The organism is Streptomyces sp. NPDC032745 (assembly GCF_055579465.1).
Map to the genome: position 1 here is coordinate 1 of NZ_JBVING010000028.1, position 13,039 is coordinate 13,039.

General features: G+C 68.2%; 9 protein-coding genes and 2 pseudogenes. 7 read left to right on the forward strand and 4 right to left on the reverse strand.

Features of this window, described 5'->3' with window-relative positions; genetic code table 11:
- Together ACZ5WG_RS39795 and ACZ5WG_RS39800 are read left to right on the forward strand one after the other, a co-directional pair.
- Positions 1-969, forward strand: a pseudogene (locus tag ACZ5WG_RS39795) (hypothetical protein); the annotation flags it as partial.
- A 1,264-nt stretch (positions 970-2,233) separates the two neighbouring features.
- Positions 2,234-2,518 carry a hypothetical protein gene (locus ACZ5WG_RS39800; protein ID WP_468729539.1) on the forward strand — a complete coding sequence of 95 codons (285 nt, stop codon included), beginning with the start codon at positions 2,234-2,236 and terminating at the stop codon, positions 2,516-2,518.
- A 334-nt stretch (positions 2,519-2,852) separates the two neighbouring features.
- On the opposite strand, the gene ACZ5WG_RS39805 is transcribed toward ACZ5WG_RS39800, so the two are convergent.
- Positions 2,853-4,106, reverse strand: coding sequence for a protein-glutamine gamma-glutamyltransferase (locus tag ACZ5WG_RS39805; RefSeq protein WP_468729571.1), 1,254 nt, complete (start codon positions 4,104-4,106; stop codon positions 2,853-2,855).
- Positions 4,107-5,624: 1,518 nt separating this feature from the next.
- Between ACZ5WG_RS39805 and ACZ5WG_RS39810 the strand changes: the two genes are divergently transcribed.
- Positions 5,625-6,164: a cation:proton antiporter domain-containing protein gene (locus ACZ5WG_RS39810; protein ID WP_468729540.1), complete on the forward strand. Its 540-nt coding sequence runs from the start codon at positions 5,625-5,627 to the stop codon at positions 6,162-6,164.
- Positions 6,165-6,264: 100 nt separating this feature from the next.
- Positions 6,265-6,948 (forward strand): hypothetical protein, encoded by a 684-nt coding sequence (locus ACZ5WG_RS39815; RefSeq protein WP_468729541.1) that lies wholly within the window; start codon positions 6,265-6,267, stop codon positions 6,946-6,948.
- A gap of 72 nt (positions 6,949-7,020) precedes the next feature.
- On the opposite strand, the pseudogene ACZ5WG_RS39820 reads toward ACZ5WG_RS39815, so the two are convergent.
- Positions 7,021-7,137: pseudogene (locus ACZ5WG_RS39820) on the reverse strand (XdhC/CoxI family protein); the annotation flags it as partial.
- 104 nt (positions 7,138-7,241) lie between these two features.
- Between ACZ5WG_RS39820 and ACZ5WG_RS39825 the strand changes: the two are divergent.
- The 3 genes from ACZ5WG_RS39825 to ACZ5WG_RS39835 all read left to right on the forward strand — a co-directional run bounded on the left by ACZ5WG_RS39825 (position 7,242) and on the right by ACZ5WG_RS39835 (position 10,554).
- Positions 7,242-7,631 carry a helix-turn-helix domain-containing protein gene (locus tag ACZ5WG_RS39825; protein ID WP_468729572.1) on the forward strand — a complete coding sequence of 130 codons (390 nt, stop codon included), beginning with the start codon at positions 7,242-7,244 and terminating at the stop codon, positions 7,629-7,631.
- A gap of 455 nt (positions 7,632-8,086) precedes the next feature.
- Entirely contained in the window at positions 8,087-9,031 is a 945-nt protein-coding gene (locus tag ACZ5WG_RS39830; protein WP_468729542.1) for a hypothetical protein, read from the forward strand.
- 530 nt (positions 9,032-9,561) lie between these two features.
- Entirely contained in the window at positions 9,562-10,554 is a 993-nt protein-coding gene (locus ACZ5WG_RS39835) for an AraC family transcriptional regulator (RefSeq protein ID WP_468729543.1), read from the forward strand.
- Positions 10,555-10,616: 62 nt separating this feature from the next.
- Here the strand turns inward: ACZ5WG_RS39835 and ACZ5WG_RS39840 are convergent, their stop codons facing one another.
- Both ACZ5WG_RS39840 and ACZ5WG_RS39845 read right to left on the reverse strand, forming a co-directional pair.
- Positions 10,617-10,835 (reverse strand): hypothetical protein, encoded by a 219-nt coding sequence (locus ACZ5WG_RS39840; protein ID WP_468729544.1) that lies wholly within the window; start codon positions 10,833-10,835, stop codon positions 10,617-10,619.
- 492 nt (positions 10,836-11,327) lie between these two features.
- Positions 11,328-12,587: a hypothetical protein gene (locus ACZ5WG_RS39845; protein ID WP_468729545.1), complete on the reverse strand. Its 1,260-nt coding sequence runs from the start codon at positions 12,585-12,587 to the stop codon at positions 11,328-11,330.
- Positions 12,588-13,039: the final 452 nt, after the last annotated feature.

The window sequence follows — 13,039 nt, forward strand, 5'->3', positions numbered from 1 at the left end:
AACACCTACTCGCCACCTGGACCGGCACCTGCCCAACCTGCCAACAACCCGCCCCATGGCAGCCCTACGACACCAGGTAACAAAGCACTACTAGGCGGCGGCCTCCATCTCCCGCAGGCCTTCCTCACCGACTACCTCACCGACCACGACTTCGACCAGCTTGCCGACGACTGGGCCGAAGCCGCCTACGCCGACCTCGCCCGCCCCGTCCATGGCAAACAGGCCGCTCTGCGCCGCACCACCACGCGGCCCCTGCGCCGCGTACCAGGCGCACCGGCACCAGCCACGACCGCGGATCCGGTCTACCGCCTGGCCGACTACCTCGACCAGTACGGGCGCATGACCCGGTTCCTGCTCTGCCCGCCCGCGTCCTTCTGGCACGCCGCCCACGCCCACCTCACCGACCCCTACGACCTCGGCAACCTCACCAATGCCGCCGAGTGCAGGCACCGGTTGCAGTGGGCCCACTACCTGCGACACCGCGCCGCCGACGCAGGCAGTCCTGACGCCCTGGCCCAACTGGCCTGTAACAAGGAGAAGGCCGGAGACTTTGCAGGCGCCGAAGCCCTATACCAGCAGGCCGCAGACGCCGGCCACCGCCGATCCCCACACGTCCTGTCGCTCGTGGCGCAGGTACACCAGACGCCCGATCACCGGGAGAAGAGCGAAGCCCTCTACACCCTCTTCCGTAAGGACGACCGCGGTGACTCCGTCTTCGTCCCGCCCCTGGTAGAGCGGCTGCTCCTGGTGAACGCCGAACTCCGCGTCCGGCAGGCCGCCAACGCCCACATCCCCCAGGACCAGCTCTTCATCGCGCGGCCACGAGAGAAAACTGGGGACCAGGACGACCCCGACCTCTCCACCTGGCAAGCCGTCGACTACGGCGAAACCTTCGGCCGCGAGCGGTACAAAGAGAAGTGGCCGTACGGGCTGGACCCGGACGGCACCCCCACACCACCCTGGCACTGAACCCGGCACCCCAGCCTGCGAACACGATCACCGTGATGAGCTGCCCGAGCACCCCAACGACTCCTCACGCCAGGCCCGGTGACCTTCACGAATCACGATGAAACTTCCTCTGTCGGGACACGCCCGCCGGTCCGGCGGCAGCAAGTGCCGCCCGGGGCCGAAAGCCGACAGATCTACTCCAAGGCAACTGAGGCCAGTTGTCGCACCGGTCAGGCTCCGACCCCCGACGGCACCCCACGAGTCTCACAGTTGTCGCAGGACCAGGTGTGGCCAGGACTTGCACGGTGGCCTGCTCATTTCGGTCAGCGGTCGACCCGGCACGGCTCATCCGCACCGCGCCATCCGTGAGACACAACATCTCTGGACACGCGTACCGCTTGCATAACGCAGTTCGGGCAGAATCCTCGGCGGGAGTCCGGCCAGGTGTAGTGTCAGGCCAGCTCGCCCCCGGCGCCAGTCCACTTCAGGCCATCCAGGGGGAAAGAGACCCAGGACATCATCGGGCCGCCGGACAGGACCTGGCTGTGCTCGCAACTGCAGGTTTCCCTGTCAAGTTCACCCACGAGCAGCTACGCCACCTCCAGGCCGTCTTCACGAAGGCGGCCGACCGGGCCCGCAGCAGGATGGAACGGTACGCCGACCGCAAGGACGCCACCGTGCCGCGTCCGGTGCGCGAGGACGGCCAGCGCGCACCGCCCCCATTCCGGCACGCATCGCGGTCCGGAAGCCGGCCGCTGAGCCCACCCGATGCGGTGGGCGATGACCACGCCGGGCATCCACCCAGTGCGCACCAACGTGTTTCTCCTTGACATGAGGGTTGGCGGGTGCGGCGCCTGCGGCGAGGCGGGGGTTCGCCTGCACGGCGGCCTTGATGGCGGCGGTGACGGCGGCGGTGACGGCCGGGTCGATGTCGGCGAGGCAGTCTGCGGACGCGCGGGAGTCGAGCAGGGCGTCGGGGTCGGCTCCGGCCGCTGCCGCGGTCCGACCGCGCGCAGGAGCACCGCGCGCAGGCGAGAGTCGCATCGCAGGCCGTCGTCCTGCTGCGGGAAGTAGCCGGCCTGACCGGCACCCGCTCGCCGAGGACGGGCCCGAAGACGCGTACCGGCCGGGTGACGCGCACCGCGGGCCGTGGCCTGCCAACAGCCGGACCCGTGTGCGGTGTACCGGCCCGCCCGCGCCCCGGCCAGAGTCCGTCGGACCGGACCGGCGCGCCGGCTCGCACCCGCTGACCCCGCACCCCGCCCGACCGAGGGAGTCCTTGCTGATGACGTCCGGATATCCGCCTCAGTCCGAGCCGTTCGCCGAGGCGCTGGGGGAGGCGGCGACCGCGGCGATGGCCTACCGGTTGGTGATGACCATCTCCGACGCGGTCCGCCGCGCTGCCCAGAAACGCCTCACCGGCCGGGAGGGGGACGCGGACCGCATCGACAGGGCTGTACCGACGTGCTTCGCCTGCATCGTCAACCGCCGTATGGCCGTCTCCCGCTGGTTCCCGGCGGGGGAGACTGCCATACGGCGGGTAGTCCGGTGTCCGTCCGGGCCGTGGTAGCCGCCGGGCTTCCGGCCCGCGATGCGACCGTCATCCCCACGGAGGTACCGGCCGCCTCCCCTGTTGTCAGTGGCAAAAGGGGAGGCGGGATACGCCGGTCCGGTTCCTCGACGGGCTCCACCTGGTCCTTGTCGACGACGCGGAGGACTGCCTGTCCGAGTGTTCGGTGCTCATAGCGGAGCCTGGGGCGATGGGCAGCACCCGGTCCGGGCGGGTGGTCATCGGGCCGCGAACTGGGGGTGTGGGTGATCGAAGGGTTGCCCCGCTCCGCATGTGGCATGTGGTGGGGCGGGGCAGTTGCGCGGAGGGCGTGTTCGTGGTGAGGGGCGGGGTGTTACGGCCAGCCCTGCTTCACCTTGGCGGGGGCGGTGTTCCAGTTCTTGGGTATGAAGGTGACGATGTAGGTTCCGCGGTCGAAGTCCGTGTAGCCGCTGGACCAGCTGCGGAACTTGCTCTCGTATACCTGCATGGGCCCCATGGCGCCGCCGGGCGAGTGGTAGTGGTTGGCGTGGGTCCATATGGTGTTGCCGGGGTTTGCTTCTTTCTGGTCCCCGAACCAGCCGTAGTCGAAGTTGACGTAGCTCTCGCCGGGCTTGGCGGGGCTACGCGAGGTGTTCCTGTCCTTCGACATGTCGACCAGGCCTGTGTTCTGGGCGGGGCGGAAGGCGTCCGGGTCGCCGTACTTCCTCTTGTCGGAGGGGTTCCTGGGGTCCTGTCCGCTCCAGAAGTGCTTCGAGTAGATGACCGCCTTCATCTTGGACGGGTCGTAGTTGCCCCCGTTCCTGTCCTTGAAGGCCGGTGTGTTACTCAGGGCTGTGTAAAAGTTTGAACGGATATCTTCTTTGGACAGAGCGTCGTTGTTTTTCGTGAGCTCTGACTTGAGGTAGCTGAGATAGGCCCCCTCGTCGTGGGAGTTCTCCAGGGCCTTGTTCATGACGGATGCCACATCACGAGCCCGGTTGAACCCCTTTGTCTCGTCGAAGCTCTGCTTGGCGATGCGCCCCTCGAACTCGGCCCGCGTCTCGCCCGGCCGTGGGCCGGTGGTCTCCAGAGCGTTCTTGTACTTGTCCTCGTCAAAGGACGCGAAGGCCAGCTTGTTCGTCGGGTAGGGGCCTGAATTGACCCAGGTGACGCCGACGCACCCGTAGGACAGCTGCTCTCGCTGCTCTTCTGTCATCTGCTGAGGTTTGCCGTCGCGGTGGCTGTAGGCCTGCTGCCACTTGCGTATGTAGTTGCTGATGCCGGTAGTGGCCCTGTCTCCGTGGGCCCGGTACGCGTCAGGCATGTTGTCGAGCGGCTCGGCGGGAGGGGTCACCCTGTCGCCAGCCGATCCGGAGGCACTGAGGGAGTCGGTGGCACTCGGCAGTAACCCTCCCGATGGCTTGCCGGGCTGACCCAGATTCAGAGCCTTCTCGTTCAGTGCGTTGATGTGCCCGATGTCGTCCACTGTCAGGCCGTGCTTTTCGGCGTAGGACCCCTTCTCGCCGTCGGCACTGCCGGCTGCCTGGCTGACCGATGGCGTGAGACCAGCGGTGCACAGCACTACGCCCGCCGTGGTGAGGGCGAGAAACCCCGAGCGTTTGTACATGAAGATCAAGAACTCCTTTGATAGTGGAATTTCGTGAATGCAGGGCATGTGAGAGAGCGGCACGGCGGAGGAGAACGCGGCGAGCTGCTGATCAGGTCATGGCCGCGCACTTCTGCGTCGTTGCGCCGAAGAGCCGTAGAACACCGGCACAAGGAGAGGCAGTGGACGCGCGAGACAGCCATGGCCCTGCGGCCGTCGGCAGTTGACAGGTGGATGGCCATGTCTGTCTCGGCCGACCGGGGACTGCCGTGGTCAGAGCCGCTCTGCCCACCCGTTCGGGCCGGGTCGGCTGAATCAGGCCAGGTGATGACGACGCGTGTCGGACCGCGTGGTCTGCGTCGGCGCAGTAGCGGAGCCCGGCGTGCGGGGCGACATACATGAAGCCGTGCCGCCAGGCGGACCCGCTCGGCATGAACGGCCGTGCCTACGCAGATGTTGTAGCGCGGGAGAAGCTGAGAACCGCCTGCGCGGGGGCCGAGACGAAAAGCCCCCCGGAGTTCCTCCGCGTCGCTTTGCAGGTGAGTTTCAGAAACGTCCGTTGCTCAGGAACCAGAACCCTGCACTGTGGCCCCGGGTTGCAGGTACCGGAAGGCGGCCCGCAGGCCGTCCAGCCTCATCCCGTGGAAGGGGGTTTGCTATCACATCTCAGCTCCCGGGTGGGTAGTCAGGTTGTACGAGAAGTGATCATGGCCCGGTGCCAACTCCGCGACAACACCGCGGCTTCAGAATCGGCCACGCTGTCTAATAGGGCGGTATTCGGTCATCAAGGCGGTCGAGTCCGGCATTGGGACACGTAGCGGCAGCGTTCTCCTGCCCGTGGCGTACGGCCCGCGGCGAGACCGGTAACAATGAGCTCGGGAGTCCTGAGAAGTGGTGCACAACGGCGCTGTCAGCCGGGCCGAAGCGTTACGTGCAGCGGCGGCGAACCGCATGCGGAGGCTCCGGTCCACACCCTCCGCGTCTCAACCGGACGAACGCCCGCCGGAAGGACCGCAAGATCTTCGCCACTTTCCGCTGCTGCCCGACCCAGGGCTGTCATTCGCCCTCGCCGTCTGTGCAACGGCTGGTTGCGATCTCTTGGCTTTGGGGGGATGGGGTGAGAGGCAGTGGGCTTTGGGACGTCATTGCTGGTAGCAGGCTGTTTTCAGCGGGTGGGGTCACTGGCTTGGGGGTGAGGGATTTGCATGGAATCGCTGTTCCCGGGCTTTATCGCACGTGGGGTGACGCTGTCTCAGTTGCGTGAGTTCTGATCACCGGCCAGCGGGGGTTGGTGTGATCGGCGGGTGGATCAGGAAGCACGGGGGCCCGGGCTTGGCAGGAATTACTGCTATCTGGCGGTCGAATCAACGGATCCGACCATGCCCGCATCGGTCCTGAGCCGCCTACTGGCCCTGCCGGCCGGCTCTGCACTCATCAGTGCCGGTGGAACCTCATCAGCGATGATTCCCGAACCGGACATCGCGACGATCGGCCAGCTGATCTGCGAAAGCCCCCACTGCCGTCCTGATCGCCGGGGGTGTGGTCGCCGGCTACGGGGCGCTCTCACGCCGTTTGTCGACGACGGTGCTCTCGGGACCGCTGGTCTTCATGCTCGTCGGTCTGGCGATCGGCCCGCGGGGACTAGACCTGCTCGACCGGGCGAAGGATCCCGAGGTCACTCGGATGCTCCTGGAGAGCGCGCTGGTGCTCCTTCTGTTCGCGGACGCGGCGGGGATCAGGGCCCGGGACCTGCGCCTGGAGGAGTTCCTGCCGCTGCGGCTGCTCGTGGTCGGCCTGCCGGTCACGATGGCTCTCGGCTTGCTGGTGGCCTGGCCGCTGCTGCCCGGCCTGAGCGTGTGGGGGCTGGCCCTGGCCGCCGTCATCCTCGCGCCGACGGATGCCGCGCTCGGGCAGCAGGCCTTCTCCAACAAGCGGGTGATTCGTGTCTCCACGCTGCCCCTCAACCCCCACTGCACCGTCTCCCCGCACGCCGCGGGCATGACCCGTTCGGCGATGCGGGAGGCCTCGCGCAGACTCGTCGCCGAGTTGCCTCGCTACGTCGAGGAGGGCGCCGGATAGGACCTCTTCCGCGACGTCCCGTCGAGGCTTCCGCAGCACGTACGCTTGAACCGCGCGGCCCTGCCGTGCCGCGCCCCCGTGGAAGAGGACGCCCATCGCCATGCTTCAGCAGTCGCACGCCGACCCTTCGGACGGGCACAGCTTCCGTACCACCGAAGTGGACGTCGCCCGCGACTGGCTGAAGGCGGCCTACGGGACGAGCCTGCGCATGAAGACGCCCGCCCCCCACAGCTCCTTCCGCTACACCCGCACCAACGCCGGTCCTGTGTCGCTCAGCACCCTCGCGCTGCCCACGGAGTACGCCTACGCCACCCGTCCCCTCGGAGCCGTGGCCGTCACGCACGTGGTTGGCGGCCGCATGGTCGGAGAGTGCGCGGACGACGTCACCGAAGCCGGGCGGGGCGACGTCCTCGCGATCTCACAGCCCCACCTCCCCTACGCGGGACGGGTGTACGCGGCCGAGCTGCGCGCCGTGACCGTACCGATCGCCCTCGTGGAAGAGGTCGCGGGCCGCCCACCCGGGCACACCGCCCGTCCGCTGCGCTTCAGCCGCTTCACTCCCGTGTCGAAGGCCATGGCCGACCAGTGGAAGAGGACCGTCGGCTACGTGGAGGAGAGCGTCCTGGCCCTGCCGGAGGGCGGCGCACGGCTCGTGGTCGACGCCGCCGCCAGGATGCTCGCCGCGGTCCTGCCGTCCGGCCAGGCCCGGGGGGCCACAGCCGGGTGGTGTGGCGGGAGGAACTGCGCATCCGCTTCCTGCCCCGCCTCTTCGACAGCGTCCTGAACCGGACGGCCCGCCTCATGTTCGGCCGCGCGGCGACCCAGCTGCTCAGGAAGGCCTGAACGACGACGACTCTCAGGCGTCCGAGCCGATGTGCTGCGCCTGCCGGGTCGCCGTGGCGTAGTGAATCGGGGTGTGCGCACCCGTCAGGGACACCCCGCTGCCGCCCCGGCGGTGGGCGTCGATCTCCGCGCCCTGACCCTCGGCAACGCCCCCGCCCTCACCCGCATCTACAGCGGAGCCTCGGTCCGTACACCACCGGCAAGCCACTACCCCTCGACCAGGCCCAGGAGAAGATCTGCAGCGCCCTTGCACGGGCGGCCGAGACGCCGAGGGCGCAGTGGAGCTGGGGCCATCCTCGCCGCCGACGAGATGATCGGCCTCATCGCCCTGCGGCGACGCTCGCCCGTCACGAAGTCCACGGCTACGGCGTATCCCTCTCCCGCACCACCCTGTCCCGGCTCATGAGCGGTGACCAACTGCCGCCGCCCAACGTCCTTGCGGCCATTCTGGACGCCTTCGCCGTACCCCAAGACAAGATCGACGTCTGGCTCTACCACCGCGCCCGCCTGGAGATCGCCGACGTCCGCCACGCCGGCACACCCCGCCCGGCAAGGCCAGCAGACGCCCCCGCATGGCCGTGCTCCAGCCCATCCCATACGGCTACGCACGCGTCGTCCCCCTGATGATCGCCGCGGTGAGTCTCCTCGTCGCCGTCCTCCCCCTCATCATGAGATAGCCCTCACCACCTCACCTGCGGGACCCGCGGCCACCCGGCCGCGGGTCCCGCAGTTCGAGCGAACTTCCCCGTCTTGTTCTTGGCGCTGATATAGCCGGCGACCCGCCAGCACCCTTAGCCGCCCGCGCCCCAGACGTACTGTTCGCTCAACCGACCCGGGCCGGTTCGTCGAGTTCCCATGGGGGGCGTGGCGGCAACACCGGCCAGAACGGCGGCGGCACCACGTTCTTCGGAGCTCCTGGAGGACAGGTGCCGATCCCGGGTATGGGCGGAGGCGGGGGTGCAGGCTGGGGCGGCAATACGGGTGGAGGCGCCGGCTACGCGGGCGGTGGTGGCGGCGTCGCTTTCGGTTGGGGCGGCAACGGCACCTCATGGAGTGGCGGGGGTGGTGGCAGCAGCTTTGTGAACGGACCTGGAGTCACCGGCGGACACACCCTGGCCGGCAACGGCACCCACGCGGGCGGCAAGAACAATCCCCTGTACCAGTCTCCCGTCGGCGACGCAGGCAACCGCGGCCAGGTCGTGCTGCAGTGGTCGGAATTCACGGTCACGCCCGGCGGGCCGCCCGACGTCCAGCTGGTCCAAGGCGGAGCGCCCGGGTACCCGGGAGTACATGTCGAAGCCGGCGTGGCGTTCGACCCGGTGTCGGTGACGGTCACCCTGCCCGACGGCCGCGGTCTGCTCTTCGGCAGGCAGACACTCGCCGACTACCAGCTGACCGTCCAGAACGCCATCCAGGAAATCACCCAGTACACGGGAACGCTGTCCGAGGACGGAACATCGCTCGCCTTCTCGGACGTCGACCTGGAGCTGCCCGGGACCACCGTGATGTGGGTCGCCGTCAGCGCCGGCCACGACGCCCCGCTCGGAACCACCAGCCTGACCTTCACCGTCGGAGGAAAGACCTCCCCCTCCACGACGATCGTCGACACACCGGACTTCTCCGTCTCGCCCGGCGGCACCCCGGTAACCGCAGAACGGGGAGGAGCACCCAAATACCCGGGCGTGGAGCTGCAGAACAGCGGATCGCAGTCCATCCCACTGCAAACGGTCACCGCAGCCCTTCCGGCCGACACCGTCATGCGGTTCGGTACGCAGGACAATCCCGATCACCAGCTGACCGTCTGGGGCAGCGACGGAAACACCACCGCGTACGCGGGAAGCATCTCCGACGACAGCCAGACACTGACCTTCTCCGACGTCGACCTGGCCATCCCCGACGAAGGATCACGATCGGTCATGTGGGTCTGCGTCAGCGCCTCCGACGACACACCCCAGGGCCCCACCAGCGTGCGGTTCACCATCGGTGACCGCATCTCGCCGTCCACAGTCATCGAAGTCATCTGAAAAGACACGGCGGCAAGCCCGGCCTTCCTACACGAAGCCGGACTGTAAAACGTTCGGCAATCGGCAGCGCGTGACCCAGCACCACTACAGTGGAGGGGCGCCCCAACGGCGCCCCTTTGAACTTCTGCGCTCAGAGGACACCCGAACTGGGGGACGTCCACGCACGAATCAGCATCGCGAAGCGGCTGGCCAAGTAGTCAGCACTACCCGTTTGTGGCAGCCCCGCCCCAGGCGGGGCTGCCACAAACGGGTAGACGGCCTGGTCTCGGCACTGAGCTGACGCCGCCCGAAACCCCCGTCCTCGGGCGGCGTCAGCTCAGTGCCGGGACCGCGAGAGGCCCCGGTCGTCGGCGGGATATCTGGTTTCCCGTCCCCTCAGCGACCCTCCGGCGCCCACTCTGTCAAGCCCCGGAGTACCGCGCATTGGCCTGGCGTGCACAGTGTCTTGACGGAGAGTCGCCCCGCCGCTCGCGCCCCGGGGTCCCGCCTCTTGTTGCGCGGGCCGCCACGGCCGGTGTAAACCCGTGATCATGCTGCCCGAGATAGCGTTCCGCAGCGCGGAACTAGCGCCCGCCGACCGTTTCGAGAGCTGGCGGGCCCTGATGTCGCAGACGCATGCGCCCATGGAGATGCGCAGTGAGTACGCCGCCGACTTCTGGGTGAACCAGCGCGTCATCTCGCTCGGCGGGATCGCGGTCTATCCGATGGAATGCCGTCCCCTGACCTTCCAGCGCACACCGAAGCTGATAGCGAGGTCGGACCCCGAGGCGTTCCACCTCTCGCTGATCAAACGCGGGGCGGGAGCGGTAACGCTGGGCAAGGACACCGTGGTGCACGGTGTGTTCGACATCCACACCAGTGACACGTCACGGCCGTTCGAGATCAGTTCCGGCCCGCATTCCGTCGAGATCATCGGGGTCGAGGTACCCAAGGCGCTGCTGCCGCTGCCCCCGCACACCGCTGGCCGGGTCATCGGCAAGCGCATCTCGGCCCGGGAGGGAATGGGGGCCCTGCTGGCCACCTTCCTCGACCAGGTGACCAAGGACAGCCGGTCCTACCAGCCGGCCGACGGCCCGCGCCTGAGCGGCGTACTGGCCGACCTCGTCGCCTCGCTCTTCGCCGGCGTCCTCGAAGCGGACCGGTCCTTGACCCCGGAGACGCACCGGCGCGCCCTGGCGCTCCGCGTGATGGCCTTCATCCGGGACAACGCCGACGATCCGCTGCTGGACGTCCCCGCGATCGCCGCCGCCCACCACATCTCCGTCAGCTATCTCCACCGGGTGTTCCAGCAGGAGGGGGACGGGGCGACGGTCGCGGCCTTCCTGCAGGGCCAGCGGCTCGCGCGGGCACGCCAGGACCTGGCGGACCCGCTGCACCAGGAGGTGCCCGTGCACGTCATCGGCGCCCGGCGGGGCTTCCGGCACGCGTCCGCGTTCAGCCGGGCGTTCCGCGAGGCCTACGGCCTGCCGCCCGGGGCCTTCCGCGGGCAGGCCCGGGCGGAAGATCCGGAAGAGACGGCCTAGCGGGCCCGACCCCCGCCCCGACAGGCCTTCGTCCGACAACTCACCCGTGCGGGCCTCCGGATTTACCACAGAAACGAGCCTGCGCCCTCCGCCTCCTCAGGGTCGAGATAGCCGCCCTCACCAGCACCCCTGCTGACGTCCGCGTGGACGAGAACCTGTACTTCGTCCTCGCCGGGCGTACGCCGCAGCCGACAGGGCCCGCTGGACAGGAGCAGGGTGGAGATCCGGTGCGCCGCTTCGAGCGCAGCTTTCTCGTGGCCCCGAATCTCGATGCTGATCATGCTCGCTTCACTCACGCACGGAGGAACCGTGCGGTCGCGTTGCCAATTCCGGCTGATGGACGGGATCACCCCATCGAGCGATCCTGTCCCGGCGGCGCAGCGGCTGCGCGGCCGCCGAACGGGGAGCCGGTCATGCGCGGCGGCGGGGGACAGGAGTCATCGGTGATGCCTTTCGTGGGGTGCTGGTTGTGCTGCACTCCACGGAACGGCCACCGCCTCACCACCCGGCTCACCGTCACCAGCCCTGCGCGGTCACGGGACGGTAACGCTTCGAACCGCAACTCACCGGTGACTCACCGCCACCTCCCCACCGCAGGTCACAGCCCTGAACGCGGGAGACTCACCGGTCCTTGTGGCTGGACCGGCAGGGGGTCACCACAGGCCTCACCGGTTAGGGCCGCGCTCAGTGAGGTCCGCGGGCTTCCTCTTTCGGCACGTTGGCTGCGGGCTCTGCTTCGCCCACGGTGTGCCGCGGTGCCCTTTGCGGGACGGTTATGGAGTGCCCTTGGGGAACAGGGATCGTTCAAGCGCGGACCGGACGGATCCGGACGCGACGTCGCCGGCCGGGGTCAGGGACAATGCGGCCGTCATCAGCAGCAGCACGCGGACGCCTCCCCCGGTGGCGCTGTCCACACCGGGCAGCAACGGGATGACCACGGCGAAGGCGACGAGGACGAGGCCGGGCCCGGTGCGGCGCACGAACCGGGCGGCGCGAGAAGTCGGCGGTTCGGCGGTGCTGTGCTGCATGAGGGTCGTCAGGTCGCCTTCAGCGAGGGCGAGGACACCAGTACGCAGGGAGGCCGTGATTGCGTCGTACTCCTCCACCGTGCGTACCTGGGTGATCGCGCGGTCGTGACGACGGATCAGCTCGGCCAGAGCGGCGTGGAAGCGGCTCGCCTCGCGTCGTGCCGCGAGTTCCTTGATCGAAGTCCGGCGTCGGATGACCTCCCAGTCATTGGCCGCTTCGACGGCGACCGCGAGTCGCGTTCTCACGATCTTGATGTTCCGCTGATCACCCCACTGGGCCCGCCCTTGGAAGCATGCCGACGTGGCCGCCGTGAGCTCGACCAGCACGCGGTCGAGGGGGCGGGATCGATGAGGTTGGCGGTATCTGCGGCTGAGGACTCTTTCGACCGTACTCATCCAGCGGCCCACCTGCAGCCCCAGAATCGCACCGAAGAGCCCTGCCGCAGTAGTGATCAACTGCTGGCCCGCCGACGCGTACAGCGCGGTGATGACGGTCAGACAGGAGGCCGCAGACGCGACCAGGACGACGGCGATCATCACTCCGGGTACGAACCAATAGGCGATCTGCGGATGCGCGACTCGCCAGGCGATCCCTCGGATGCCGAGTCGGCGGAAGAGGGAAATGACCTCCCGCGTATCGTTCCAAGTAACGATGAGAGTACTGAGGCAGAGGGCGGCCCAGATCGCGGTCGGGAAGAGCCACCAGGGGGCACGATCGGAATCTCCGGTTCCTGCCGCGAACACGGCAGCCACCACGCCGGCCATCGCAGAGGCGGCCGCCATCGCGGCCGCGGTGACAACCGTGGCGATGTAGTTGGCCACGAACTGCAGACCGAGCGGGTAACGGCTACGGATCCAGGCGTGCAGGACAGCCAGCTGGACGCCGCGTCGTTCCCTGTCAGCGAGGTCGGGGAACGTCGCGGTGTACCCGCGTGTGCGTGACGCGACCTCCCGTAGCCACATTGCCTCGCGGTGGAGAAGTTCAGCGTCGCCCAGGATCCGCATGCGGCACAGTCTCCCCAACAGGCCTATCAAACATGCTTGTTGAGGGCATGAGTCGCGTCCTTTGGTCGCCTAATCGCGCTCGCCTCTGGAGGTGCGGTCCGAGGTCGAGGAAGACGGCCACCAGATCGTCCGCAGTGAGGCCCGGGGCGGGCAGGCCCGTCGTGGGGCGTGTCCCGGCCTGGCAGGCCGTGTCGAAGGTGCGCCGGCAGCAGTACGACGCCACTGGCCAAGAGGGATTCGTCGTCCGGATGGCCTTGTGAACGGGGTTCAGGCTTGACCACTGACCGGCAGCGGAAGAGCTTTCCTCAGCCAGGTGCCAGATCACCAGGCCGACGAAGTGTCAACTGGAAGCAGTCGGTTTCCCGGGGCCCAGGCCGTCATCGGAGAAGTATTTGAATCCCTCATGCGGGAGCGACCATCCCGCCATCGCGGACGGCCTGGAGTACGTGTCT